This is a genomic window from Sporolactobacillus terrae DSM 11697 (assembly GCF_000648615.1).
Classification (GTDB): domain Bacteria; phylum Bacillota; class Bacilli; order Bacillales; family Sporolactobacillaceae; genus Sporolactobacillus; species Sporolactobacillus terrae.
Map to the genome: position 1 here is coordinate 25100 of NZ_JFZC01000101.1, position 26122 is coordinate 51221.

A 26122-nucleotide genomic window follows, 5' to 3' on the forward strand; every position below is an offset into this window, starting at 1 on the left:
CAGCAAGCAACGTCCTTTTTTGTCGCTCTGAAAAGAGTTCTAATCATCCTTGTGATCAACTAAGTATCTCTGCTTTGATTCTAGACCAAGACACTTCAGTTTGAGACGGAAAAAATCATAAAAAAAACGACTTTTACAGTCGTCCTTCCATAATTTCAATGAGTCGGTATAAGTCTTCTGAAGAATAATAATCCAGTTCAATTTTGCCTTTTCCCTTTTTTAATCCGGGTTTTATTTTCACGGAGGTCCCATATTTTTCTCTTAGTGAAGAAACATGATCCCTTAACTCTGGCGGCATAACCCATTTTTTCTTTTTCGTTGTTTCACGTGGAACATGATGATTTAACTGCTGTACGAGCGTTTCTAACTGACGGACATTGAGCTGTTCTTTTAATACTTTTTGAACAACGGGTTTGATTTGTTTTTTATCTTTAAGTCCAACCAGTGCACGCCCGTGTCCCATCGATAATTTGCCTTGTTTAATAAGGTCAGCCGCATCTGTAGGCAGTTGCAACAAGCGCAAATAGTTTGCTATATGCGGTCTGCTTTTCCCCAGCTTCTTAGCCAACTCATCTTGCGTCATCTTTAATCCGTTCATTAATTTTTTGTACGCAGTAGCTTCTTCCATCGGATTCAGGTTTTCACGCTGCAGATTTTCAATTAAAGCAATTTGCATCATCGCTTCATCAGATAGTTCTTTGACAACTACAGGTACGGTCTTCATCTGAGCTTGTTTGGCTGCACGAAATCTGCGTTCGCCAACAACAATGTCATATCCCTTAATGCTTTTACGCACGACGAGTGGTTGAATGATCCCATGTGCTTTGATCGACTGAGTCAGTTCTTCTAGAGCCTGGGAATCAAAAGTTTTTCGTGGCTGATAAGGATTGGGGCGCATTTCATCCAATTTTATATGTTCAACTGCGTTATCGAGATCTTCGCGAAATGCCGAGGGAAAGAATGCATCCAGTCCTTTTCCTAATGCCTTCGACGTCTTTGGCGTTTTAGGCATTGGTCATCACTTCTTTCGCAAAGTCAAGGTACCCTTCTGCACCTTTTGACCGTGAATCATACATAATAATTGGTTGGCCATGGCTTGGTGCTTCCCCTAATCGCACATTTCGTGGGATTATTGTATTAAATACCCGATCTTGAAAGTATTTTTTTACTTCTTGAATCACTTGAAGTCCAAGATTGGTTCGCGCATCAAGCATGGTCAAGAGTACCCCTTCAATGGCCAAGTGATGGTTCAAATGCTTTTGAACGAGACGAACTGTATTTAATAACTGGCTGAGTCCTTCAAGGGCGTAATATTCGCATTGTACCGGAATGATCACAGCATCCGCCGCAGTTAACGCATTGATCGTTAAGAGACCAAGAGAAGGCGGACAATCAATGACAATGTAATCATAATTATCTTTAATCTTCTCTAGTGCACGCTTTAGTCGCACTTCACGTGAAATCGTGGATACGAGTTCAATTTCGGCACCTGCAAGCTGGATTGCCGAAGGTACAACATCTAAATTATCAACGGCTGAACGATGAATTACCTTTGCTATATCAACCTCATCGACTAAGACATCATAGACACATTCATCAACTTCGCCTTTGTCCACTCCCGATCCGCTTGTGGCATTTCCTTGAGGATCACAGTCGATCATTAAGACTTTGCAGCCAAGCGAAGCCATACATGCGCTCAAGTTCACCGCGGTTGTTGTTTTCCCGACACCGCCCTTTTGGTTGGCGACTGCCAATGTCTTACTCACACTTCCACCTACTCTCACTCTTCAATCACTCTTTATTCTATCATGAATTAATTCAATCGGGCAGTATTCGACCGATTAATCCAAGAGAAAACTTGTTTAATTGCAACGGATTGATTCACCACTTTAAGCGTTGTTACGCTCTGACCACTCGCATGAATAGGACAAGGCCCCGTGGGAGTTCTGCATCTGCCCCTTGGGTTCATGACCTTTATCGTGCGATAAAACCGACACCTATTTTTGCAAAAAAAAGAGCCTTCAAGAATGGCTCCATAAGAAATTTTAATTATTTTTTCTTTGGAATACGGATGGTAAATTGATAGAAATCACCCATATCTTCTTCGTGCGTATCAATATCAAGTCCGGAGTCTGTAACCATGTGAACGGATTGTCGAATCGTATTTACAGCAATACGCGAGTCTCTGCTTAATGCGCGCCGTCTGGCTTTCTTTCCTTCAGCGTCCTTTTTATCTGCTTTTTTCTGCAAATACTGTTTGACCCTTTTTTCTGTTTGCTTTACATTTAATTGTTTTGTGATCAGTTCCTGAAGCATCTTCTCTTGCAGTTCAGGATCTTTCAAAGCGATTAAAGCACGAGCATGACGCTCACTAATCTTTTTTTCAAGTATTGCATTCTGTACGGATGCAGGCAATTTTAATAAGCGTAATTTATTGGCGATCGTAGACTGACCTCTGCCTAACTTTTCCGCCAAACCTTCCTGAGTTAATCCGTTGATCTCAATTAAACGTGCGTAAGCCGCAGCTTCTTCGATTGCGGTCAATTCCTCACGTTGCAAGTTTTCAATGAGTGCAATCGAGGCTGATTGATCGTCACTTAACGGTTTGAGTATGGCAGGAATCGTTTCCCAGCCAAGGTAGGATACCGCCCGCCAGCGCCGTTCTCCAGCAATAATTTCATACCGATCATCCAATGGGCGCACGATGATTGGTTGGATAACTCCATGTTCCTCAATTGTTGCTGCAAGCTCATGCAGCTTCTCCTCATCAAAAATGGAACGAGGCTGATACTGATTGGGTGTGATGGACGAAACCGCAATTTCTTGAACACGTTCCTGTTCTTGAACCTGTTCTTGAAGCTGTTCTGCCTCTTGTGTAACAGCCGTTTCATCCTGATCATTATGAGTAAAAAGTTTGGACAAACGATTTTTCATACTCGCACCACCACCTTTGCTCTAACTTGTACTAGTTTTCTCGCAGCCGCTGATTCCTTTTTACGTTCCACGTGGAACATTTAGAGCGGATCCTTTATCGGTACACCTGGTTTTCTTGGATACTTTCTTGGTGAAGCTTCTTTTTTACCAATAAAGACTAACGAACGTTTTCCGCTCGCTTCGGGAAGTTCTAAGGAAACCATCCGACTCATTTCCCCGCCAAGAATTTTAATTGCATGCTCTGCATGCTCTGCTTCAGCGTCCGCGTTGCTCCCTTTTAAGGCAATGAAGGTCCCGTCCAGATGAACAAGCGGCAGACAGTATTCGGAGAGTACCGATAATTTTGCAACTGCCCGTGCCGTAACAACATCAAAATGTTCCCTCATCTCCGCTTTTCGTGCAAACGTTTCGGCACGATCGTGATGAAGTGAAACATTTTTTAATTCAAGCTCTTCAACAACGGTTTGCAAAAAGGTCAGCCGCTTCTTTAGTGAATCAACAATGGTTAGGCGAAGGCCGGGAAACAGAATTTTCATTGGTATTCCTGGAAATCCTGCGCCTGAGCCGACATCGCAGAGCGTCTGTACCTTGTGCATCGAAAAATAAAAACAAGGGGTGAGCGAGTCAAAAAAATGTTTAATCATAACTTCTTTTTGATCGGTAATTGCTGTCAAGTTCATTTTATCATTCCACTCAACGAGCAGTTCATAGTATCGCTGGAATTGATGGCTTTGCTGCTGCGTTAAATGAATCTCGTTTTGACTCAGCAATTGTTCTAGTCCTGCCATAACATCCTCCCAAATAAAGATCAGCCTGTCCGTCTTGCAAGTTTTCCTTCTTCAAGATAAACGAGCAATATCGCGATGTCGCTTGGATTAACTCCAGACACGCGTGATGCCTGGCCAACGGAAATCGGACGAACGTTCGTTAATTTTTGCTTCGCTTCTGTTGCTAGTCCGTCAATTTTACTGAAATCCAAGTCCTGAGGAATTTTCTTACTCTCCATCCGTTTCATCTTCTCAACTTGTTGCATCTGTTTGTTGATGTACCCTTGATACTTAACCTGAATCTCAACCTGTTCGCCGACTTCAGTCGACATTTTTCCATGCTCCGGAAGCAGACTTGCCACATCCTGATAAGTTAATTCCGGACGCTTCAGCAGTTGTTCAGCCTTTACAGGTTCGCGAAGCGGTGCTGCGCCGCGAGCATTTAAGAGCGCCTGACATGCTTCCGAGGGTTTAACCGACGTCACAGCAAAATACTGACGCTCTTGTTGGATCATCTGCCGCTTTTGTGTGAACCGTGCGTAGCGTTCTTCCGAGATCAAACCAATGTCATGCCCGATCTCTGTCAAGCGGAGATCGGCATTGTCATGGCGCAAAAGTAAACGATACTCAGCACGCGAGGTCAGCAGACGATAAGGCTCTTTCGTCCCCTTTGTAACCAAGTCATCAATCAATACCCCAATATATGCCTCGGAGCGATCGAGAATCAGCGGTTCTTTGCCCATCGCTTTTCGCGCTGCATTAATTCCGCCGATCAGCCCTTGCCCGGCTGCTTCTTCGTAGCCGGAGGTTCCATTAATCTGACCAGCTGTAAACAAACCGCTGACTTTCTTTGTTTCTAATGATGGCCACAGCTGGGTCGGCACAATCGCATCGTACTCAATCGCATAGCCCGGACGCATCATCTCGGCCTTTTCAAGTCCGGGAATCGTTGCCAGCATTTTTCGCTGAATCTCTTCGGGCATACTTGTAGACAGCCCATCCACATACACCTCTTTGGTGGCTTTCCCCTCCGGTTCGAGGAACAGCTGATGCCGGTTTTTATCATTAAAACGAACGATCTTGGTTTCGATAGACGGACAGTATCTTGGGCCGGTACCGACAATTGCTCCGGAGTAGATTGGCGATCGATCCAGACTTTCTTGAATGATTTTATGGGTGTTCAAATTCGTATAGGTCAGCCAACACGGAATCTGATCTTTGATAAATTCTGTGGTGTCATAAGAAAAGGCAAGAGGCGCCTCATCCCCCGGCTGAATTTCAGTCTTCGAATAATCGACTGTTCGCCCATTGACACGCGGCGGCGTCCCTGTTTTAAAACGAACAATATCAAACCCGAGTTCTTTAAGGTGGTCGGATAATTTAATCGAAGCCTGCATATTGTTCGGACCGCTCTCGTATTGCAGCTCGCCAATAATGATTTTTCCCTTTAGATAGACCCCTGTTGTTAAGACCACCGATTTTGCACGGTACGTTGCGCCGGTAGCTACAACGACGCCTTGGCAAATGCCGTCTTCAACAACCAAGTGATCAACCATGCCCTGCCTTAAAGTCAGATTTTCCGTTTCTTCAATCGTTTTCTTCATTTCGCGCTGGTACAATTGCTTGTCCGCTTGCGCCCGCAGCGCGCGAACAGCCGGTCCCTTCCGCGTATTCAGCATGCGCATTTGAATATACGTTTTATCAATATTATGCCCCATCTCACCGCCAAGTGCATCAATCTCACGAACAACGACACCTTTTGCCGGACCGCCGACAGAAGGATTACACGGCATAAACGCAACGCCTTCAAGACTGATTGTCAGCATCAATGTTTTTGCACCCATCCGTGCTGCGGCAAGCCCGGCTTCTACTCCGGCATGCCCTGCGCCAACAACAATAACATCATAGGTTCCGGCTTCATAGGTTTTCATCTTCAATCCTCCATTCTTTGTCACATTCATTTATTTTTAAACGGTCTCAATTATTTTCCTAAGCAAAACTTCGAGAACAATTCATTAATTAAACGATCGGATACCGTATCACCGACAATCTCACCCAGCAGATCCCAAGAACGTTTTATATCAATCTGCGTCATATCAACCGGTATCCCCTGTTCGGCAGCCGCGATTGCATCATTGATTGCCTGATGCGCTTGTTTTAACAGCGCAATGTGCCGCGTATTGGACACATAAGCCTCACCGCCTGAGGCAACGCTATTGCTGAAAAACAAGTTGGCGATCGCTTGCTCAAGTTCTTCCAAACCCTTTTCACTAACCATAGAGGTTTGAAGTATCGGATGATCGCCTGCTAGTGCCTTAACCTCATCAACAGAGGCTTGCTGTGGCAGATCTGCTTTATTCATCAGAATAATTGCCGGGATGCTGACAATGAGTTGAAACAATTGACGATCCTCTTCAGTCAACGGTTCATTACCGTTGATCAGCAGCAGCACAAGCTCTGCCGATTTCAGTAATTCTTTTGATCGCGATACACCGATTTTTTCTACAACGTCTTCCGTATCGCGAATTCCGGCCGTATCAACAAGTTTCAATGGTACGCCGCGCACATTAACATACTCTTCAATGACATCTCGCGTTGTCCCCGGAACATTGGTTACAATCGCTTTAGATTCGTGAACAAGCTGGTTGAGCAGTGACGATTTACCGACATTCGGTCTGCCGACAATGACTGTTGAAAGTCCTTCGCGCAGGATCTTCCCTTGCCGTGCGGTGGCAAGGACACGCTCCAGCTCCTTACGCACCGCTGTACCCTTTTCAATCAGGAGTTGATTGGTCATCACTTCCGCATCGTCATACTCCGGATAGTCGATATTCACCTCAACTGCTGCAAGGATGTCGAGTAGCTGCTGTCTGAGTTGGCGTACGAGCTGAGACAGCTTCCCCTCCATTTGCCCGATTGCGACATTCATCGCCTGATCGGTTTTCGCGCGAATCAGATCCATAACCGCCTCGGCTTGAGACAAGTCGATCCGTCCATTCAGGAAGGCGCGTTTCGTGAATTCACCCGGCTCAGCCAGTCGCACATCCTGATCCAAAATTAGTTCAAGCACCCGGTTCACACTGGTCAGCCCGCCATGGCAATTGATTTCAACCACATCTTCTCGCGTGAATGTCTTCGGTTTCCGCATCACAGACACCATAACTTCTTCAACCGTCCGGCCAGTTTCGGGATCGACAATTTTTCCATAGTGAATCGTGTGACTGTCCACCTCAACAAGACGCCTTCTTCCGTGAAACAGGCGATCCGCGACATGCACGGCTTCCGGCCCGCTCAGGCGCACAATGCTGATTGCCCCTTCACCGATTGGTGTGGAAATGGCTGCAATTGTATCGTAATCCAATTTTATCACTCCTTTCCGTTTCCGTCCTTTATTGATTGACCGTTTATTGTACTACAGTTAGTGTAGCCCTGCTGCGCTCTGCGCGATCTGTATCGAACAAAGCAGTCTCCAAACACAGTCCGTCTATATGAAACGGCACTCCTTCACCATGCATGAAGAAGCACAACGATTCTCTTAATTTTGTACAAACTTTTTCAAACACTATCATACATTATTTTTCCGTCAAATGAAAAACCTTAACAAGCTGATGCATCGCTTTTTACAAAAACGCAGGCGCCTCCACGAAAAAAAGCGCGCGAGCTGCGTGCTTTTTCATTTCATCTATTCATGAACGACGCGGGGCTATCGTTAGATAACGTTTAGGTTCTTCCCCATTAGAAAACGTTTGGATCTTAGGATTGTTTGCCAAGGCTTGGTGAACAATTTTACGTTCAAATGCGGGCATCGCTTCCAAGCGATGCGGGTGATTGGTGCGCAACGTCTTCTCAGCCATGCGCTTTGCGAGCGTAACCAGCGCCTGCTTGCGCGTCTCTCGATAATGCTCCGCATCCAAAATGAACGTGACATGCTGCTTCGCTTCTTTTGCCGCAACATGATCCGCCAACGTTTGAAGCGCATTTAACGTTGCTCCATGCTTGCCAATCAATTGCGCAGCATCCTTACCGACCAGTGCACATCGACACACCTGTGTGCCGCGTTCAATGACTTGAATTTTGACGGTTAGGCCGCTTTTATTGATCACTTCCGTTAGATAATCAATCCCATAATCAAAGGGCGTCTTTGTTAGGGTAACCTTCACCAGCGCTTTGCGGGCGCCGATACCAAGAAATCCTTTTCTCGGTTGCTCAACGACGTCGCAAGTGACTTGATCTGATGTTGCATTTAATTCTTTGAGGGCGAAGGACACCGCTTCGGCAACCGTTTTACCATACTTGGTAACTTCCCTCACTTCTGCTTGGCGCCTCCTGCAACTTTACTGTCTTTATTGTCATCCTGCTTTTCATAGATAATATAGGTTTGGAAAATCATGAAAATGTTTCCGACCACCCAGTACAGAGCAAGCGCGGATGGGAAATAAAACGCCGGAATCGCAATCATAATTGGGAAGACATACATCATCATCGCCATTTGCGGATTGGTGTTGCCCATTCGTCCCATCATGATCTTCTGCTGCAGGAATGTTGTTGCTGCGGCTACGATCGGCAGAATATATAGATGATCCGCCGTTCCAAGCTGGAACCATAGGAAGGACTGCTCGCTAATTTGTTCTGTTCTCATGATCGCCTGATAAAAGGCAAACAGGATCGGCATCTGAATTAAGATCGGAAAACACCCCGCCAAAGGATTGACGTTATGCTCCTGAAAAAGCTTCATCTGTTCTTCTTGAAGCTTCTTCTGCGTGTTCTGATCTTTTGAACTGTATTTTTCTTGTAATGCTTTAATTTTCGGCTGCAATTGCTGCATTGCCTGAGAGCTTTTTACCTGTTTGGCCATCAGCGGCAACAAAACAAGTCGTACAATTATCGTTGTAATGATGATCGCCAGACCGTAGCTGTTCCAAAACAGATGCGCTACAGAGATGATGAACTTAGACAGCGGCAAAACGAACCACTGACTCCAAAAACCGGTACTGCTGTCATTGATCGGCTTGTTTAAATCGGTACAACCTGCAAGCAGTGCAGCCATCAGCACCAGGGAACTTACAGCGAATAACTTTTTCTTCAAAACTCTACCTCCTCGATCAATCCGAACGATGCCTCGACATGCCCGTCTTTTTATGGGTGCACTTTTCAGGTACGGGATCATACCCGCCCGGATGAAAAGGCTGACATTTTACTAAACGCTTGATCGTCAGCCACCCTCCTTTTATCATGCCAAAGCGCGTTAATGCTTCAACGGCATAGTGCGAGCAAGTCGGATAAAACCGGCAGGTCGGTGGAGTAAAAGGAGAAATGAACTTTTGGTACAAGCGTATGATAAAAATGAATACATGTTTCATAGTTGCGGAATTTTGCGGGAGTCATGCAGAACACGTGCTTTCTTCAGCACATGAACCAGGCTTTTCCGCATCTCCTGATGGGTCATCGTGCTTACCGGCTTACGAGAAATAATGATGTAGTCATTCCCCACTTCAAGCCTGTCCGCAAACTCGCGAAAAATTTCTTTTATATACCGTTTAATATGATTTCGCATCACGGCATTGCCCATCTTTTTGCTTACAGACAGACCCAGCCTTGAATAAGGCTTGCCATTCTGCTTGCGTACATAAACGACAAATTGCCGATTGGCAAACGACTTTCCTTCTTGAAAGACGATTTGAAACTCATGATTTTTCTTTAATCGTTTTAACATCTTCATTTGTCCCTCCAATGGGACGTTCCTGCTTAAAATTAATTGTAATGATCAAACCCCAGACGCGCTCGTAAATCTGACGCATCATCCAAGCTTGAATTTAGTCAATGATACTCTTTCAGTATAAAGAAAAAGATCGGAATGACAAGGCTGTCCAATGAAAAAATGCTCGCGCAGCAAACGTGCTGATGCGCACATCATTCATTTTCTCCCCCACCCGACCTATGATTCTCAATTCTGCCGCCATTTAATCATCAAATCAATAAACCTTGCATCCTGCAATGGCCTATATCTCTTGTTCATTGATCCGCCATGTTCCCGATATCAATCGGCCAGCAGGACTCTTATCGAGCAAGAAAAACCGGGCAAAAAGCGCCCGGTCCTCAATCTCCAACCATGTGTGATGGACTCGTGTCTTTTCGGTGCTGAATCATCGCTTCGGTTGCTCGCTGGCACGCTGTTCCCGCAGGCGCCAGAGCCCCTCCGCTTTGACTCTTGGCCAAGACACGGGTCTATTGGTTTGAAGATAGGGCAAAATCTTATACTTTCTTTTCCTGTAAAAAAACCACTGCTGGTCACACAGTGGCTTTATGCTGACAGAACTTTTCTTCCCTTGCGGCGGCGTGCTGCCAATACCTTACGACCATTAGCGGTTGCCATCCGTGCGCGGAAGCCATGAACTTTTTTCCTTTTGCGGTTATTCGGTTGGAATGTACGTTTCAATGGATACACCTCCCAGTTGTTCTTTTAAAGTTGCCGACAAATCACATGATTCTATTGCAAATGCCGAAAATACTGCACTCGCTCAATTCAGCTATTCAGCCGGTTGTCTTTCTATATCGCCATAAAGCGCAAAGCGATCCATCAGGCATTCGTTCCCTCATGTATCGTTTTTTCATCGACTGGACTCGTCAAAAACCTTTACGTTCCCATTACAGCCAAATTCATTTATCGGCTTTTTCAAAAACCAGTCTGACTAATTATAAATAGATCTGTACAAAAAGTCAACGCGAGGTTTGTTCCCCCTTTATACCCTTACGCTGTGGATTATTTTTTTCCACAATTCGTTTTTCCACACCATTTATCGACATTTTTTTCACATCTTCGCCCCTTGTGTATAACCTTTCTGTGTATAAAGATATCCACTGTGGATAACATTTGTCGATCATTGCTTTAAAAGCAGTTTTTTGATATGATCGTAGTGCATTTGTTTGGTATAACGAGGGTCCCCAAAAAAAGTTTTCCACTACTTGTGGATAATTTTGTGGACAGTTGCTAACACCTGTGTATGCAGGTTATCCACAAAACTATGCACCGTGTTGATAACTTGTTTAATCAGCTTATTATAGCCTAATGACGCGCATAAGGATTTGTGGATAAGCATGTGTAACGATCCGTGTTCACAGAGCAAAATAAAATGGCAGCAGCAATGATCGGTTGCTTGGCCGCAGTATAGTAAAAAGCCGTTTCTATGCCTTCACTGCTGCTCGGCATCTTTTTTTATTTCATTTTTATTGCTTTAATACCTTGAATCATTCGTCTGCAGATCTCCGGCAGTACGAATTTTAATCGACCGGTACAATTTATAAAGGAGGGCCGCTGACCTTTGAACAACCTTCAAGAACTATGGATGCAAACCCTGGACATCATTAAGAAGAAGCTGAGCAAACCAAGCTTTGAAACGTGGTTGAAAGAAACACGTGCTCAGTCGATTAATGGTCAAATGATGATTGTGAGCGTGCCCAATGATTTTTCACGCGATTGGCTGGAGGAGCATTATGCGAAACTAATTTCCGATATTCTCTATGAACTCACAGGATCCCGCTACACGATCCGCTTCATTATTCCGAGCAAGCATCGGGAGAACGGAAGCGCGTCCGCTATAAAGAATAAAGGAAAGAGTGATGGAATGAGCTTCAACGCGAATAATCGCGACAATCCCTATGGAGGGATGCAGCAAAGGAACCCGCATCGATCAGAAGAATTCGGAAACAGCATGCTGAATTCAAAAAACACGTTTGAAACCTTTGTCATCGGATCAGGCAACCGCTTTGCACACGCTGCCTCGCTTGCCGTGGCAGAAGCTCCGGCTAAGGCTTATAACCCGTTGTTTATTTATGGCGGTGTCGGTCTTGGTAAAACTCATTTGATGCATGCGATCGGTCATTATGTCATCGACCATAATCCTTCTGCACGCGTTGTTTATCTGTCATCAGAAAAATTCACCAATGAGTTCATCAACTCCATTCGTGACAACAAAACGGTTGAATTTCGCAATAAGTATCGAAGTGTCGATGTCCTGCTGATCGACGATATTCAATTTCTGGCCGGTAAAGAACAAACCCAAGAGGAATTTTTCCATACGTTTAATGCGCTTCATGAGGAATACAAACAGATTGTCATCTCCAGCGACCGGCCGCCAAAAGAAATTCCGACCCTTGAGGATCGACTGCGCTCTCGTTTCGAATGGGGACTGATCACAGATATTACACCGCCTGATCTGGAAACGCGTATTGCCATCCTTCGGAAAAAAGCGAAAGCCGAGGGACTCGATATCCCGAATGAAGTGATGATCTATATTGCCAATCAGATTGATACAAACATTCGTGAGTTGGAAGGCGCACTGATTCGCGTGATTGCTTTTTCATCGCTAAATAATCAGGATATCAATGTCGATATGGCTGCGGAGGCACTTAAGGATATCATTCCGACCGCACGTCCTAAGACGATAACGATTCAAGATATTCAGGTGGCTGTCGGTGAGGAGTATCATTTGAAGCTGGAAGATTTTGCTGCGAAAAAACGGACGAAGTCGATTGCATTTCCAAGACAAATTGCGATGTATCTGTCACGAGAACTGACGGATTATTCGCTGCCTAAGATTGGCGAAGAGTTCGGCGGAAGAGATCATACCACGGTCATTCATGCCCATGAGAAGATCACCAAACAGCTTTCCGTTGACCGTGAATTGCAGAAAAAAGTGAATGCATTGATCGACCAGCTGAAAGCGCCAATTAAAGCACAATGATATAAATTAATGTTTTTTTGAACAGGGGTGTGTATAATTTGCCGGCACACCCCCAATTTTATCCACACCTTATCAACATGTGGATAAGGTGCAAAATCACAGTCTGCATCACTTACTAACATATTCACAGGCCCTACTATTATGATTACTATTTTTAATTCTTTAAATATAAGATTTGGAGGCAACAAGGATGCAAGAATTGCAAGACTCGAATCCAAATGCAGCACTCGCTATGAAATGTACCGTACAAAAAGATAAGCTTGCCGACGCAGTAAATCGTGTGATGAAAGCTATTTCTTCGAAAACAACCATTCCGATCTTGACTGGTGTAAAAATCACCTCAGGAAGAGATGGAATCACGTTAACCGGAAGCAATTCCGATATCTCGATTCAGACCTTCATTCCTCTTGAAGAAGACGGTAATGAAAATGCAGTTGTACACACCCCAGGTCAAATCGTGCTGCCTTCCCGATTGTTTTCAGAACTGGTACGGAAACTGCAGGATGAAGATGTCCATATTGAAGTAGACAGCCGGTTTATCGCAAAAATCACTTCAGGGGCAACGGAATTCAGTCTTAATGGTCTTGATCCGGAGGAATATCCGAATTTGCCGATTATTAACGGAAGCGATGCTTTTCGGATCCGAAAAGACTTGTTAAAGGATATGATCAAACAGACGGTCTATGCTGTATCTGTAACGGAAACGCGTCCGGTACTGACCGGTGTCAAATGGATGATCAACGATGGAAAACTCAGCTGTGTCGCTACGGACAGCCACCGACTTGCTCAACGTTCGGTAAGCGTGGAAAATGGTGAAGATTCCGGAACACATACCTTGGTCATTCCAGGATCAAGCTTAAACGAGCTGTCGAAAATTCTTGATGATGATGATGAACAATTAGTGGATATCATCATGACGACCAACCAAATTTTATTTAAGAGCAACAATGTACAGTTTTACTCGCGTCTGCTCGATGGTAATTATCCGGATACGAGCCGCCTGATCCCGACTGAAAGCAAAACGACCATTGATCTCGGCACGAAAGATTTGTACCGTGCCATTGAACGTGCCTCGCTGCTTGCAAAAGAGGAACGAAACAATGTGGTTAAACTACGGGCAGAAGGCAATCAGGTTGAAATTTCCTCACAATCACTGGAATTAGGCCGCGTTTTTGAAACACTCGTCCCGGAACATTTTGAAGGGGATCCGCTGCGTATTTCTTTTAGTGCTAAATTTATGATGGATGCTTTGGGAAAACTGGATGCGCAAAGTGTCCGGATTCATTTTGTCGGCCCGATGCGACCTATTATTATTCGTCCAATTGGCGATGAAAATATTTTGATGCTGATCCTTCCCATTCGCACGTTTTAATTCAGGTACAAGACCGATTTCATGTCCTTATTCTATTTTTGTTACAATAACTTTATGCCAAGTAAGGAAAGAAAAGAGGCAAGACATTGAAAAAGGTTCAGTTAAAAGCCGGAACTGCATTCATCACCTTGGGACAATTCCTTAAGTACGAAGGGTTGATCCAGACCGGCGGCGAAGCCAAGCATTTTTTGGCAGAAACGGAAATTTTCGTTAATGGAGAACAGGAAAACAGACGCGGAAAGAAGCTCCATGAGGGCGATCGCATCAAAATTTCCGATGCGTATGAATACATGATCTGCCGCGGCTAGAGGGGAGTTGCCCCACAATGAAACTAGAGTCGATCGAACTTGCACATTACAGAAATTATGACAGCTTACAGCTGTCTTTTTCTAGCTCTGTGAATGTTTTTTTGGGCGAGAATGCACAAGGAAAAACAAATCTGCTTGAAGCCATCTACGTCCTCGCAATCGCAAAATCGCCGAGAACGACCCATGATAAAGATTTAATCCAATGGGAGCAGGATTATGGTAAAATAAAAGGTAGAATAACCAGGCATGGTCAATCCATTCCTCTTGAATTAACGATCTCCGGCAAGGGAAAAAAGGCCAAAGCCAATCATATTGAGAAAAGACGGCTTAGCGATTATATCGGGTTGTGCAATGTCGTTATGTTTGCACCGGAGGATCTGAATCTCGTGAAGGGAAGTCCTTCAGTACGGCGGCGCTTTATTGATATGGAGCTGGGTCAGATTGCACCGGTTTACATGCATCATCTCGGCGACTATCAAAAAGTGCTTCAACAGCGGAATGCACTGCTGAGAAAATCAGTAGGCAAAGCACCCGCCGACACAACCTTTCTCGATATATTGACTGATCGATTGATTTCACTTGCTTCTGAAATTGTGAAACGGCGGCTTATTTTTGTCGCACAGCTTAATGAATGGGCGGCGCCGATTCAGAAAGAAATCAGTCACGGCATGGAACACTTGTCGATTGTCTATGAATCTTCAGTACCAGAGGTATTAGATAAAGCGGATTCGTCAAAAATAGAAGAAGCTTTTAGGCACAGTTACGAACGGCTTAAAAAAAGAGAACTGGACCGCGGGACCACCTTGTTCGGTCCTCATCGCGATGAACTGCGTTTTTTTGTCAATGATAAGGATGTGCAGGCTTTTGGTTCTCAAGGGCAGCAGCGAACAACTGCGCTTTCTGTGAAACTTGCGGAGATTGAATTGATTAACCATGAGGTGGGCGAATATCCGATCCTCCTGCTTGATGATGTATTGAGCGAACTGGACGATATTAGAAAAACGCATTTGCTCGGTGTGTTTCAGGAAAAGGTGCAGACCTTTGTTACGACAACATCGGTGGACGGATTGGATCACGCACTGCTTGATCGGTCGCAGCTTTTTTACATACACCAAGGACAGATCAAATGTGACGGGTAATCATCGACCGCAAGCGGTTGACAGTGCGCTTTTGCTCGTACTATGGAGGGACTAGTGACTCAGGTTTTAGTGTAGTCCGGAAGATGTACCGGTATTCATAAATTTATGATTCTGCATTTGAGAATGAAAGATTCTCAGATAACACCAAGTTAGGTGGGTTAAGATGAGCGAAAATCAAGAACAAAAACAATCGTATAATGCCAGCCAGATTCAGGTTCTTGAAGGACTTGAAGCGGTTCGGAAAAGACCTGGGATGTACATTGGCACGACCGGTGAAAAGGGCCTCCATCATTTAGTCTGGGAAATTGTGGACAATTCTATTGATGAAGCACTCGCCGGATATTGTAGCCATATTCAAGTGATTATTGAAAAAGAAGGCGGCATTACGGTCATGGATGATGGACGCGGCATCCCGGTCGATATTCAAAAGAAAGTCGGCAGACCGGCGGTTGAAGTGATCATGACCGTGCTCCATGCAGGAGGAAAATTCGGCGGTGGCGGCTATAAGGTATCCGGAGGACTTCACGGTGTCGGCGCGTCGGTCGTTAATGCGCTGTCGACAAAAATGTGGGTGAAGGTCTATCGCAATGGCCATGTTTATTATCAGGAATACCGTCGCGGAAAACCACTTGCCGATTTGAAAATGATTGGGGATTCGGAGCAAACAGGAACGACCACCCATTTCGAACCCGATCCGGAAATCTTTAAAGACACAACAACTTTTGACTACGATACATTGCGTGTTCGTGTACGCGAACTGGCATTTCTTAATAAAAACATTCGCATTTCGATTGAAGACCGGCGTGAAGAAGGAAAACGGGATACGTTCCACTATGAAGGCGGCATCCGCTCCTATGTAGAATTTCTTAATCGATCCAAGGAAGTCATCCATGAACCGATTGATCTTGAGGGAGAAAAGGATGGCATCAAGGTCGAAATTGCAATGCAATACAACAGCGGGTTCACTGGCCAGCTGTACTCATTTGCCAATAATATTCACACCCATGAAGGCGGGACTCACGAATACGGCTTTAAAGTGGCATTGACTCGTGTAATTAATGATTATGCACGAAAGAATCAATTAATCAAAGCCAGTGATCCGAACCTAACCGGAGATGATGTTCGCGAAGGCTTGACAGCCATTGTTTCGATCAAACACCCGGATCCGCAATTCGAAGGACAAACGAAAACCAAACTAGGCAACTCTGAAGTTCGAACGATTACCGATACGCTTTTCTCAGACGCTTTTTCGCGTTACTTGCTCGAAAATCCGGATGTCGCGCGTTTGATTGTTGACAAAGGGTTGATTGCTTCGCGCGCACGTACGGCAGCGAAAAAAGCGCGTGAATTGACGCGGCGCAAAAGCAGTTTGGAAGTCTCTTCTCTTCCAGGAAAACTCGCAGATTGTTCATCAAAGGATGCAAGCATCTCTGAGCTGTACATCGTCGAGGGAGATTCAGCCGGCGGTTCTGCGAAGCAAGGACGCGATCGCATGTTTCAGGCGATTCTCCCGTTACGTGGTAAAATTCTAAATGTTGAGAAGGCACGTCTGGATCGAATTTTATCGAATGCTGAAATCCGGGCGATGATCACAGCGCTTGGAACAGGTATTGGCGAGGAATTTAATTTAGAAAAAGCACGCTACCATAAAATTATAATCATGACCGATGCGGACGTTGACGGTGCACATATTCGTACCTTGCTGCTGACCTTCTTTTATCGGTTCATGCGTCCGCTGCTTGAGAATGGTTATGTCTATATTGCTCAGCCGCCCCTTTTCCGTGTTCAATATGGCAAAACACTTCTGTATGCCTATGACGATAACGATTTAAAACGGATTCAGAGCAATCTTCCGGAAAAAGTAAAGCCTGCGCTCCAGCGCTATAAAGGTCTGGGGGAAATGAATCCGGAACAGCTTTGGGAGACAACGATGGATCCGGAAAATCGTCTTGTTCTGCAGGTGAATCTTGAAGATGCCATTGAAGCAGATCAGACCTTTGAAATGCTGATGGGTGACCGCGTCGAACCGCGGCGGGACTTCATTCAAAAAAATGCGGTTTACGCACAGAATCTGGACGTATGATCGGTTTGTGGAACCGTTTGATTAAAGCAAGGAGGAAATAAAATGGCAGAGCAAGATGAACACCGGGTCAAACCGGTCAATATAGGCAAGCAAATGCGTGATTCATTCTTGAGCTACGCGATGAGCGTTATTGTCAGCCGAGCATTGCCTGATGTGCGCGACGGTCTAAAGCCGGTGCACCGGCGTATTCTATACGCCATGAATGAATTGGGCATTACTTCAGATAAGGCGTATAAGAAATCAGCGCGTATCGTTGGCGAGGTCATTGGTAAATACCATCCACATGGTGATTCAGCTGTTTATGATACGATGGTGCGTATGGCGCAAGACTTCAGCTATCGCTACGAATTGGTGGACGGGCATGGCAACTTCGGTTCCGTTGACGGCGACCCTGCGGCAGCAATGCGCTATACTGAAGCGCGTATGTCTAAAATATCGATGGAAATGGTCCGCGATATTCGCAAAGACACGATCGATTTTCAACCGAATTATGATGACAATGAGGAAGAACCGAAAGTACTGCCTGCGCGTTTTCCAAATCTACTTGTCAATGGGGCATCTGGGATTGCTGTCGGTATGGCGACCAACATCCCCCCTCATCAACTAGGCGAAGTCATTGATGCGGTCCTTGCGCTCAGCAAAGACCCTGAGATGTCCATTGAAGAACTGATGCAGTATATCCCGGGTCCTGATTTTCCAACCGGAGGATTAATCTTGGGACGCGAAGGTGTCCGGCGCGCGTACCGGACCGGACGCGGCTCAATTATTGTCCGTGCAAAAGTAGAAATTGAGGAAAGCTCAAACGGCAAACAGAGCATTATCGTGACCGAACTGCCCTACCAAGTCAATAAGGCAAAGCTGATTGAACGGATTGCAGAGCTTGTTCGTGATAAGAAAATTGAAGGCGTCACGGATTTGCGTGATGAGTCGGATCGCCAAGGGATGCGTATGGTCATCGAAGTGAGGCGTGACACCAATGCCAATGTTCTGCTGAACAATCTGTATAAACATACAGGGCTCCAGACAAGCTTTGGCATTAACATGCTGGCGCTGGTGGACGGACGCCCGCGCATTCTGACCTTAAAGGAATGCCTGCACTATTATTTGAAACATCAAGAAACGGTTATTCGCCGCCGAACAGCGTTTGAACTGAAAAAGGCAGAAGCACGTGCACACATATTGGAAGGGTTGCGCATCGCCCTTGATCATTTGGATGAAGTGATTGCGTTAATTCGTCATTCTAAGACGGCGGATATCGCGCGCCAAGGATTGATGGACAATTTTGATCTTACCGAGATTCAAGCTCAAGCGATTCTCGACATGCGTCTGCAACGCCTGACCGGACTTGAACGCGAGAAGATTGAACAAGAGTATGCGGATCTTGTTAAAAGAATTGCGGAACTCAAATCCATTCTTGCGGATGAGCAAAAAGTACTGCACATTATTCGTAAAGAACTGCGTGAGATTAAAGAAAAATACAACGATACACGCCGTACGGAAATCACCGTTGGCGACGACCTGATTGAAGATGAAGATTTAATCGAACGCGAAGACATCGTGATCACAGTGTCGCATAACGGCTATGTGAAACGGATGCCGGTCAATGCGTACCGCAGCCAAAACCGCGGCGGGCGCGGCATGCAGGGGATGGGAACGAACGAGGATGATTTTGTTGAACATTTGTTCCAGACCAACACCCATCACCACATCCTGTTTTTCACGAATAAAGGACGCGTTTATCAATTGAAAGGTTATCAGATACCGGAACTAGGACGCACGGCCAAGGGAATTCCAATCATAAATCTGATTCAAATTGAGAAGGATGAATACATCACGGCCCTCTTCCCTGTTGAAGGTTTTGATGATCAGCATTTCCTTGTCTTCCTGACGAAAAATGGAATTACTAAGCGTTCACCGCTTTCCGATTTCTCAAACATACGCAAGAGCGGCTTGTTTGCGATTACGGTACGTGAGGAAGATGAGTTGATCAGTGTTCGCTTAACGGACGGCAGCTGCGATATCATCGTCGGAACGAAAAAAGGGATGGCGATCCGTTATCACGAATCTGATGTCCGCGCGATGGGCCGAACAGCCGCCGGGGTCAAAGCAATTACCCTTGATGAGGGCGATTCAGTTGTCGGCATGGGCATTACCGACGATGACCTCGATGTGCTGATCGTGACGGAGAACGGATTCGGCAAGCGTACCCCTTGCGACGAATACCGACCGCAAACGCGTGGCGGTAAAGGATTAAAAACATGCAATATTACGGATAAAAATGGCGAACTGATCGCGCTGCGTACGGTTTCCAAACGTGAAGATCTCATGATCATCACTGCAAATGGCGTGATTATCCGTATGCCGGTATCCGGAATCTCTCAACTTGGCCGAAACACTATGGGCGTTACCTTGATTCGTGTTGATGAAGGCGACAGTGTGGCTACCGTTGCGCGTATCCAGAACAGTGAGGATGAAATTGAGGACAACGAAGCAAGCGGCAGCGAGAGTCCAAGCGGTGATGACGACAATAGCGAAGTGTGACGGTGTAAAACTTGGCGATGGGGTGAGACGGCGTGATCGTAAAGACTGCGGAACTGAAGCCGGGCTGTGTATTGGGCAAAGATGTATACGCAAAATCAACCAAGCCGCTGATGAAGGCGGGTACGATGCTTGATGCGATGCATCTGGCGTTTCTTAAGGCATTTCTGATTGAAACGGTTGATGTGAATCGCGTGAATAAGGCGCGCACAGCATCGACCGGAAAGAGTGAAAAGAGCCATAGGGAACAGGGCCCTGTCGCTGCACAGGGAACGCCACGAAAAAAAATAAGTCCCTTTGTGCTCAAATACAGACAGTCCGTAAAAGACGATCAGCAGTTTTTTCAACAGTGGCAGTCAGGTGGGCGTGTGTCGATTGGTGATTTTCGTACAGCGATGCTTCCGTTGATGAATCATCTATTAGCGAGACCGGCGTCCTTGAGGAATCTTTTGCTTCAGCGGGTGCGCAAAACCAGTATTGCGGAGCGAAGTGTCCAACTTGGACTGATCACGGCCTTTTTCGCGCAAAAGCTTCGTTTTGCAGAGGGCGACTGCGTCCAGCTCGGTCTTGCCGGTATGCTTTGCGACTGCGGTCTGGCCAAACTGTCTCCGTCACTTTTAAAGCAGGAACGATTATCTGAGCATGACTTGGTGCTGTACAAGCGACATGTTATAGACAGTTACAAAATGCTGAAGGGAATGGCGACTCTAAAGCAGGAAACTTTGGTCGCGGTCATTCAGCATCACGAGCGGGAAGACGGGAGCGGTTATCCGCTTCACTTGAAGAGTACGCAGCTTTCGCCAAACGGGAAAATACTCGCTTTATGCGCGCATTTTCAGTCACAGTTCGAGACCGTCTCCCCCGAACGGTTCATCACGGCATTAGACCATTTTCAAAGGTCTTCCTACGGCTGGTTCTCCCGGCACTATTTGGATCAATTATGCTATGCATTGATGGATCTGCTTGTCGGAATGAAGCTTCAGCTTTCCGATGGTCGATCGGGTGAGATTACGTTTATTCCCGTGAAGGATCCGACACGCCCGCTCATTCGATGCAGCGATCAGCATGTTCTTGTCTTTGAACCGGACGGCCCTGTCACCATCAAACGTTTGGAATAATGGGAGGCGCTAGGCCGTCTTTTTTCTAAAGTAAGAGCATTGGAAAAAAGAAGCAGACGTTCCTTTGACAAAGAGGGTTTATAATGAATAAACCGATGCGCCCACTTCATGGCTAGCGATGCCACTCCATTTTTAGTGAAGGCGCATCATTATTAGAAAAATACAACATCATTCCGTATTCTTGACAGTCGTAAATGCACTTGATAAGCTATCAATAAAATTTTCGGAAAGAAGTCAACCAATCCATGGGGGTAATCAAACAGTGATGAGAGAAGATAAGTTTACAAGAGAGGGACTTACTTTTGATGATGTTTTGCTGATTCCAGCTGCTTCGGACGTGCTGCCGCGTGATGTTTCCGTTCAAACGTCACTGACACGCACCCTGAACTTGAAGATTCCGATTATCAGCGCAGGAATGGATACGGTCACTGAGTCGCAAATGGCTATTGCAATGGCGAGACAAGGCGGTATGGGCGTTATTCATAAGAATATGTCCATTGAAGAACAGGCGGATCAGGTGGATAAAGTGAAACGTTCGGAAAGCGGCGTCATCACCAATCCATTCTTCTTAACCCCGGACAATCAGATTTTTGACGCAGAGCACTTGATGAATAAATATCGTATTTCCGGTGTTCCGATTGTGGACAACACAGACGAACGCCATTTAGTCGGCATCCTGACCAACCGCGATATGCGCTTTGTTAAAGACTATTCGCTTCGAATCGGCGATATGATGACCAAAGAAAATTTGGTTACGGCACCGGTCGGGACAAGCTTAAAACAAGCAGAAGTCATTTTGAATGAAAACCGTATTGAAAAGCTGCCGCTTGTTGATGAGCAAGGTGTGCTTAAAGGGTTGATCACGACAAAAGATATTGAAAAAGTCGTTGAATTCCCTAATTCGGCGAAAGACGAAAAAGGTCGTTTGCTGGTTGCAGCAGCCGTTGGCGTAACTGCCGATGCCATGCTCCGTGTCGAAAAACTCGTGGATTCTGGTGCAGATGCGATTGTTATTGATACCGCACACGGTCATTCGAAAGGCGTCTTGCAAAAAGTTAACGCTATTCGCAAAAAGTTCCCGAAGGTCAGCTTAATTGCAGGAAACGTGGCTACAGCTGAAGGAACAAAAGCACTGATTGACGCCGGTGTTGATGTCGTTAAGGTGGGCATTGGACCAGGATCAATTTGTACAACGCGTGTGGTTGCCGGCGTCGGCGTACCGCAAGTGACTGCGGTTTATGAATGTGCAAATGAAGCGGATAAACATGGTGTTGCAATCATTGCCGATGGCGGAATTAAGTATTCCGGTGATGTTGTGAAAGCTCTGGCTGCAGGCGGAAGTGCCGTAATGCTTGGTTCACTGCTTGCCGGTGTTGACGAAACCCCAGGTGAAAAAGAAATTTATCAAGGACGTCAGTTCAAAGTGTATCGCGGCATGGGCTCGGTCAGCGCGATGGAACATGGAAGCAAGGACCGCTATTTCCAGGAAAACGCAAAGAAACTTGTTCCAGAAGGTATTGAAGGACGTGTACCGTACAAGGGAAAATTGGCCGATACGATTTATCAGCTCATTGGCGGATTGCGTTCCGGTATGGGGTATTGTGGTGCACCGACTGTACAAGCGCTGCGTGAACAAGCACGATTCACAAGAATTACGAATGCCGGTTTGATTGAAAGTCATCCGCACGACATACAGATTACAAAAGAAGCACCGAATTATTCGATTAAATAAATGATCAACCCGCTGCATACGGTTTGATGAATGAATAAATAAATAATGTCTTTGGAAAAGTCGCGGGCGGCAAAGTCAAGGATCGCCTCGCTTTTCTATGTGCGCGCAAAGTGAATCACGCACGAATTTTTCGGGGGTGTAGGGGTTGAAGTTCAGTAACAAGCTCAGCCGTTTTGCGGCGGTAAGCCTGGCGTTAATTCTCGGATTAACGCTTGCCTTTCAGATACCATTTGCTTCTAAGGCAGAAGCAGCATCAGATCCGCTAGGTGTGAAAGCGAAATCGGCAATCTTAGTTGATTTTAACAGCGGACAAATTTTGTATGAGAAAGATGCAGATCACGTGTATCCTCCGGCCAGCATGACCAAAATGATGACCGAATACCTTGTGATGCAGGCACTCCACTCGAAAAAACTGACTTGGGATACGCCGGTGTCGATCAGTGACTACACGTATAAGATCTCTCAAAATCGAGCGTTTTCCAATGTCCCACTGAAAAAGGACCATCAATATACGGTTCGCGAACTGTACGAAGCGATGGCGATTTATTCAGCAAACGGTGCAACGATTGCATTGGCGGAAAAAGTCGGCGGAACAGAGAAACATTTTGTTGATTTAATGAATAAAACAGCAAAAAAATTCGGAATGCAAAGTGCTGAATATATTAACAGTTCAGGTCTCGAAAACGTCGATCTCGGTTCAGATGCTCCCTATGGCGGCAAAGATGCGAGCAATCAACTTTCTGCCAAAGATCTTGCGAAATTGGCCTACCATATTATAAAAGATTATCCGGATGCATTGGAAATCTCCAAGATCCCGTTGAAACAATTTACTGCCGGTGTTGACTCGCCAATTCAAATGGTAAACTGGAACTACATGCTGCCAGGTTTCGGCGCCAACATGGCCAAGTTTACTTATGCAGGTGTCGATGGATTAAAAACCGGACATACCGATCTTGCCGGCTACTGCTTTACCGGTACAGTCAATCGAAATGGTCATCGATTGATTAGCGTTGTCATGGGGACGCCTTCCGATCCACAGCGCTTTGAACAGACACGCGCCCTTTTTGATTATGGGTATAACCAGTTCACTGAGAAAACACTTGCCAAGAAAAATCAGCGGATTAAGGGAGCACAGAAGTCGGTTGCTGTACATGACGGAAAACAAGATCGCGCCCCGCTTGCTTTTGGTAAAACGTATAAAGCAGCCGTTCTAAACGGTGACTCCTCAGCGGTAACCTACAAGGTCGTGCTTGATCGTTCGAAGCTGAACAAGGATGGAAACTTGGAAGCACCGGTGAAAAAGGGCGAAACCGTCGGCTATGCTGAGGTCACCCCGAAGAGCGGCAGTCACTACGGATACATTTATCAGTCCAATAATAAGGTTCCGGTCATCGCCGCTGAACAAATCGAGCGAAATAACTGGTTTGTCCGTATGATTAAAGGAATCGGAGCGTTCTTTGCTTCCATCTTCTCATGGATTGCAGGCCTCTTCTAATGCGAATTCAACAGATCGTTTTCTGATGAAAAGTCGGGCGCAGAGCTCGACTTTTTTTTACAGAAAAAGAAGGTATGTAATTTTGCCCCGACTTCAAGCCAATAGATCCGTGTCTTGACCGAGAATCAAAGTGGAGGTTGCGAGACGCCAGCGAACAGCTGTAGTGCCCGGATCGGATCGCTGGCAAGGGACTAGGCGTAGCCTAGTTTCTCATAAGTAAAGCTAAATGAGAAAGAAAAAAAGAAAAATCATCCAAACATATATTATGCGTATTTATTTACTGGGTTTTATTGTACACTATAGGTAGTTTGGTAGATTCTAGAGAAGCTCATTGGAGGGGTTATGATGGTACAGAAAGGTACAGATCGTGTCAAACGCGGAATGGCAGAAATGCAAAAAGGCGGCGTGATTATGGATGTCGTCAACGCAGAACAAGCGAAAATTGCGGAGGAAGCAGGCGCAACGGCTGTCATGGCTTTGGAACGCGTCCCATCCGATATACGCAAGGCAGGCGGCGTTGCACGTATGGCCGACCCAACGATTGTTGAGGAAGTTCAGAATGCAGTGTCCATTCCGGTTATGGCGAAAGCGAGAATCGGACATATTGTTGAAGCGCGTGTACTCGAGGCGATGAAGGTAGACTACATTGATGAAAGTGAAGTGTTGACGCCTGCCGATGATGTTTTCCACATTGATAAAAAGGCATTTACCGTGCCTTTTGTGTGTGGATGCCGTGATCTGGGAGAAGCCGCGCGTCGAATCGGCGAAGGTGCTGCAATGCTGCGGACAAAAGGCGAACCAGGAACGGGAAATATTGTCGAAGCGGTCCGCCACATGCGTCTCGTAAATAGCCAGGTGCGTAAAGTGGTGTCGATGGAAAAGGATGAAGTCATGGTCTTTGCCAAAGAACTCGGCGCGCCTTATGAAATTCTTTTACAAATTAAAGAATCCGGTCGTCTTCCGGTCGTCAACTTTGCTGCCGGGGGCGTTGCAACGCCTGCTGATGCAGCGTTGATGATGGAACTGGGTGCAGACGGCGTCTTCGTTGGTTCCGGAATTTTCAAATCAGAGAATCCGGCAAAATTTGCCCGCTCAATTGTTGAAGCAACCACATACTACCAAGATTATGAGCGGATTGTTGAACTTTCAAAGGGATTAGGCACACCGATGAAAGGGATCGATATGAGCAATCTCGAACCTGCCGAACGCATGCAGGATCGCGGCATTTGAGGTGAGCGAAATGGCAACGAGAATAGGCGTACTGGCCCTCCAAGGTGCGGTCAGTGAACATGTCCATGCGCTGGAAAATTCCGGATCGCAGGTTTCTTTAGTGAAGAATATTGGCGATCTTGAGGGATTGGACGGGCTGGTGCTTCCGGGCGGCGAAAGTACAATGATGCGACGAATGATGGATCGTTATGGCCTTTTTGAAGCGGTCAAGCAATTTGCAGCTGAAAAACCAGTGTTCGGCACCTGTGCAGGACTGATCTTAATGGCGAAACAAATTGAAGGAAGAAAAGGCCCGCATCTCAGCTTACTGGATATTGATGTGAAACGGAATGCCTTTGGCCGCCAGGTAGAGAGCTTTGAAGCAGACTTGGCTATTAAAGGAATCAGTGACCATTATACCGGCGTTTTTATCCGGGCGCCCTATATTAAGAGTGCTGCAGCTAATGTGGATGTGCTGGCAACTTATGAGGGCCACATTGTTGCGTGCAGACAAGAGCGTTTCCTTTGCTGTGCGTTCCACCCGGAATTAACCAGTGATCCGGCGATGCATCGTTATTTTGTCCAAATGGTGAATGAATCCCGTTAACCGCTTGCTTTTTTAGAATCAGTAGTGTAGATTTTAAATAAGTCAATCTACTGTGCTTAATGATGGGAAAAAGTAGCCT

22 protein-coding genes and 1 other annotated feature (1 of these 23 only partly in view) are annotated in these 26122 nt (G+C 45.8%); of the genes, 11 read left to right on the forward strand and 11 right to left on the reverse strand.

Annotated features, from left to right (window positions below):
- Nucleotides 1–133: 133 nt before the first annotated feature.
- The 11 genes from AA84_RS0116480 to rpmH form a co-directional block, all read right to left on the reverse strand.
- A complete protein-coding gene (locus tag AA84_RS0116480) occupies nucleotides 134–1012 on the reverse strand; it encodes a ParB/RepB/Spo0J family partition protein (RefSeq protein ID WP_028978129.1) in 879 nt (292 codons plus the stop codon).
- Nucleotides 1005–1766: a ParA family protein gene (locus AA84_RS0116485; RefSeq protein ID WP_028978130.1), complete on the reverse strand. Its 762-nt coding sequence runs from the start codon at nucleotides 1764–1766 to the stop codon at nucleotides 1005–1007. The genes AA84_RS0116480 and AA84_RS0116485 overlap by 8 nt, the downstream gene beginning before the upstream one ends.
- A 283-nt stretch (nucleotides 1767–2049) precedes the next feature.
- Nucleotides 2050–2934 (reverse strand): nucleoid occlusion protein, encoded by an 885-nt coding sequence (gene noc, locus AA84_RS0116490; protein ID WP_028978131.1) that lies wholly within the window; start codon nucleotides 2932–2934, stop codon nucleotides 2050–2052.
- 80 nt (nucleotides 2935–3014) lie between these two features.
- The gene (gene rsmG / locus AA84_RS0116500) at nucleotides 3015–3722 is read right to left on the reverse strand and encodes a 16S rRNA (guanine(527)-N(7))-methyltransferase RsmG (protein WP_028978132.1); all 708 of its coding nucleotides are present in this window, start codon (nucleotides 3720–3722) and stop codon (nucleotides 3015–3017) included.
- Between the two features lie 20 nt (nucleotides 3723–3742).
- Nucleotides 3743–5632: a tRNA uridine-5-carboxymethylaminomethyl(34) synthesis enzyme MnmG gene (gene mnmG, locus AA84_RS0116505; protein ID WP_028978133.1), complete on the reverse strand. Its 1890-nt coding sequence runs from the start codon at nucleotides 5630–5632 to the stop codon at nucleotides 3743–3745.
- A gap of 50 nt (nucleotides 5633–5682) precedes the next feature.
- Entirely contained in the window at nucleotides 5683–7062 is a 1380-nt protein-coding gene (gene mnmE / locus AA84_RS0116510; protein ID WP_028978134.1) for a tRNA uridine-5-carboxymethylaminomethyl(34) synthesis GTPase MnmE, read from the reverse strand.
- Nucleotides 7063–7387: 325 nt separating this feature from the next.
- Entirely contained in the window at nucleotides 7388–8011 is a 624-nt protein-coding gene (jag, locus tag AA84_RS0116515; RefSeq protein WP_028978135.1) for an RNA-binding cell elongation regulator Jag/EloR, read from the reverse strand.
- Entirely contained in the window at nucleotides 8008–8787 is a 780-nt protein-coding gene (yidC, locus tag AA84_RS0116520; protein ID WP_028978136.1) for a membrane protein insertase YidC, read from the reverse strand. The genes jag and yidC overlap by 4 nt, the downstream gene beginning before the upstream one ends.
- 16 nt (nucleotides 8788–8803) lie before the next feature.
- The gene (gene yidD, locus AA84_RS18765) at nucleotides 8804–9061 is read right to left on the reverse strand and encodes a membrane protein insertion efficiency factor YidD (protein ID WP_081788032.1); all 258 of its coding nucleotides are present in this window, start codon (nucleotides 9059–9061) and stop codon (nucleotides 8804–8806) included.
- The gene (gene rnpA, locus AA84_RS0116525; RefSeq protein WP_028978137.1) at nucleotides 9058–9420 is read right to left on the reverse strand and encodes a ribonuclease P protein component; all 363 of its coding nucleotides are present in this window, start codon (nucleotides 9418–9420) and stop codon (nucleotides 9058–9060) included. The genes yidD and rnpA overlap by 4 nt, the downstream gene beginning before the upstream one ends.
- Before the next feature lie 582 nt (nucleotides 9421–10002).
- Nucleotides 10003–10137, reverse strand: coding sequence for a 50S ribosomal protein L34 (gene rpmH, locus AA84_RS0116530; RefSeq protein ID WP_010025605.1), 135 nt, complete (start codon nucleotides 10135–10137; stop codon nucleotides 10003–10005).
- 883 nt (nucleotides 10138–11020) lie between these two features.
- Here rpmH and dnaA point away from each other — a divergent pair.
- The 11 genes from dnaA (at nucleotide 11021) to pdxT (ending at nucleotide 26043) form a co-directional block, all read left to right on the forward strand.
- Nucleotides 11021–12442, forward strand: coding sequence for a chromosomal replication initiator protein DnaA (dnaA, locus tag AA84_RS0116535; RefSeq protein WP_028978138.1), 1422 nt, complete (start codon nucleotides 11021–11023; stop codon nucleotides 12440–12442).
- Nucleotides 12443–12632: 190 nt separating this feature from the next.
- Nucleotides 12633–13814 (forward strand): DNA polymerase III subunit beta, encoded by a 1182-nt coding sequence (gene dnaN / locus AA84_RS0116540; RefSeq protein WP_081791823.1) that lies wholly within the window; start codon nucleotides 12633–12635, stop codon nucleotides 13812–13814.
- A gap of 86 nt (nucleotides 13815–13900) precedes the next feature.
- Nucleotides 13901–14122 (forward strand): S4 domain-containing protein YaaA, encoded by a 222-nt coding sequence (gene yaaA, locus AA84_RS0116545; RefSeq protein ID WP_028978140.1) that lies wholly within the window; start codon nucleotides 13901–13903, stop codon nucleotides 14120–14122.
- 17 nt (nucleotides 14123–14139) lie between these two features.
- Complete coding sequence (gene recF / locus AA84_RS0116550; RefSeq protein WP_028978141.1) at nucleotides 14140–15261, forward strand: DNA replication/repair protein RecF; 1122 nt, start codon at nucleotides 14140–14142, stop codon at nucleotides 15259–15261.
- Nucleotides 15262–15424: 163 nt separating this feature from the next.
- Complete coding sequence (gyrB, locus tag AA84_RS0116555; RefSeq protein ID WP_028978142.1) at nucleotides 15425–17344, forward strand: DNA topoisomerase (ATP-hydrolyzing) subunit B; 1920 nt, start codon at nucleotides 15425–15427, stop codon at nucleotides 17342–17344.
- Nucleotides 17345–17386: 42 nt separating this feature from the next.
- Entirely contained in the window at nucleotides 17387–19885 is a 2499-nt protein-coding gene (gene gyrA / locus AA84_RS0116560) for a DNA gyrase subunit A (protein ID WP_028978143.1), read from the forward strand.
- A gap of 32 nt (nucleotides 19886–19917) precedes the next feature.
- Nucleotides 19918–21000, forward strand: a complete 1083-nt coding sequence (locus AA84_RS18175; protein ID WP_051578105.1) for an HD-GYP domain-containing protein — start codon at nucleotides 19918–19920, stop codon at nucleotides 20998–21000.
- 265 nt (nucleotides 21001–21265) lie between these two features.
- The gene (guaB, locus tag AA84_RS0116570) at nucleotides 21266–22732 is read left to right on the forward strand and encodes an IMP dehydrogenase (RefSeq protein ID WP_028978144.1); all 1467 of its coding nucleotides are present in this window, start codon (nucleotides 21266–21268) and stop codon (nucleotides 22730–22732) included.
- A 145-nt stretch (nucleotides 22733–22877) separates the two neighbouring features.
- The gene (locus AA84_RS0116575; RefSeq protein WP_028978145.1) at nucleotides 22878–24227 is read left to right on the forward strand and encodes a serine hydrolase; all 1350 of its coding nucleotides are present in this window, start codon (nucleotides 22878–22880) and stop codon (nucleotides 24225–24227) included.
- 345 nt (nucleotides 24228–24572) lie between these two features.
- On the forward strand, nucleotides 24573–25457 hold the full coding sequence (pdxS, locus tag AA84_RS0116580; protein WP_028978146.1) for a pyridoxal 5'-phosphate synthase lyase subunit PdxS: 885 nt from the start codon (nucleotides 24573–24575) through the stop codon (nucleotides 25455–25457).
- Between the two features lie 10 nt (nucleotides 25458–25467).
- Nucleotides 25468–26043: a pyridoxal 5'-phosphate synthase glutaminase subunit PdxT gene (gene pdxT / locus AA84_RS0116585; RefSeq protein WP_028978147.1), complete on the forward strand. Its 576-nt coding sequence runs from the start codon at nucleotides 25468–25470 to the stop codon at nucleotides 26041–26043.
- Between the two features lie 50 nt (nucleotides 26044–26093).
- Nucleotides 26094–26122: a binding site (T-box leader), on the forward strand; it runs 197 nt beyond the window's last position.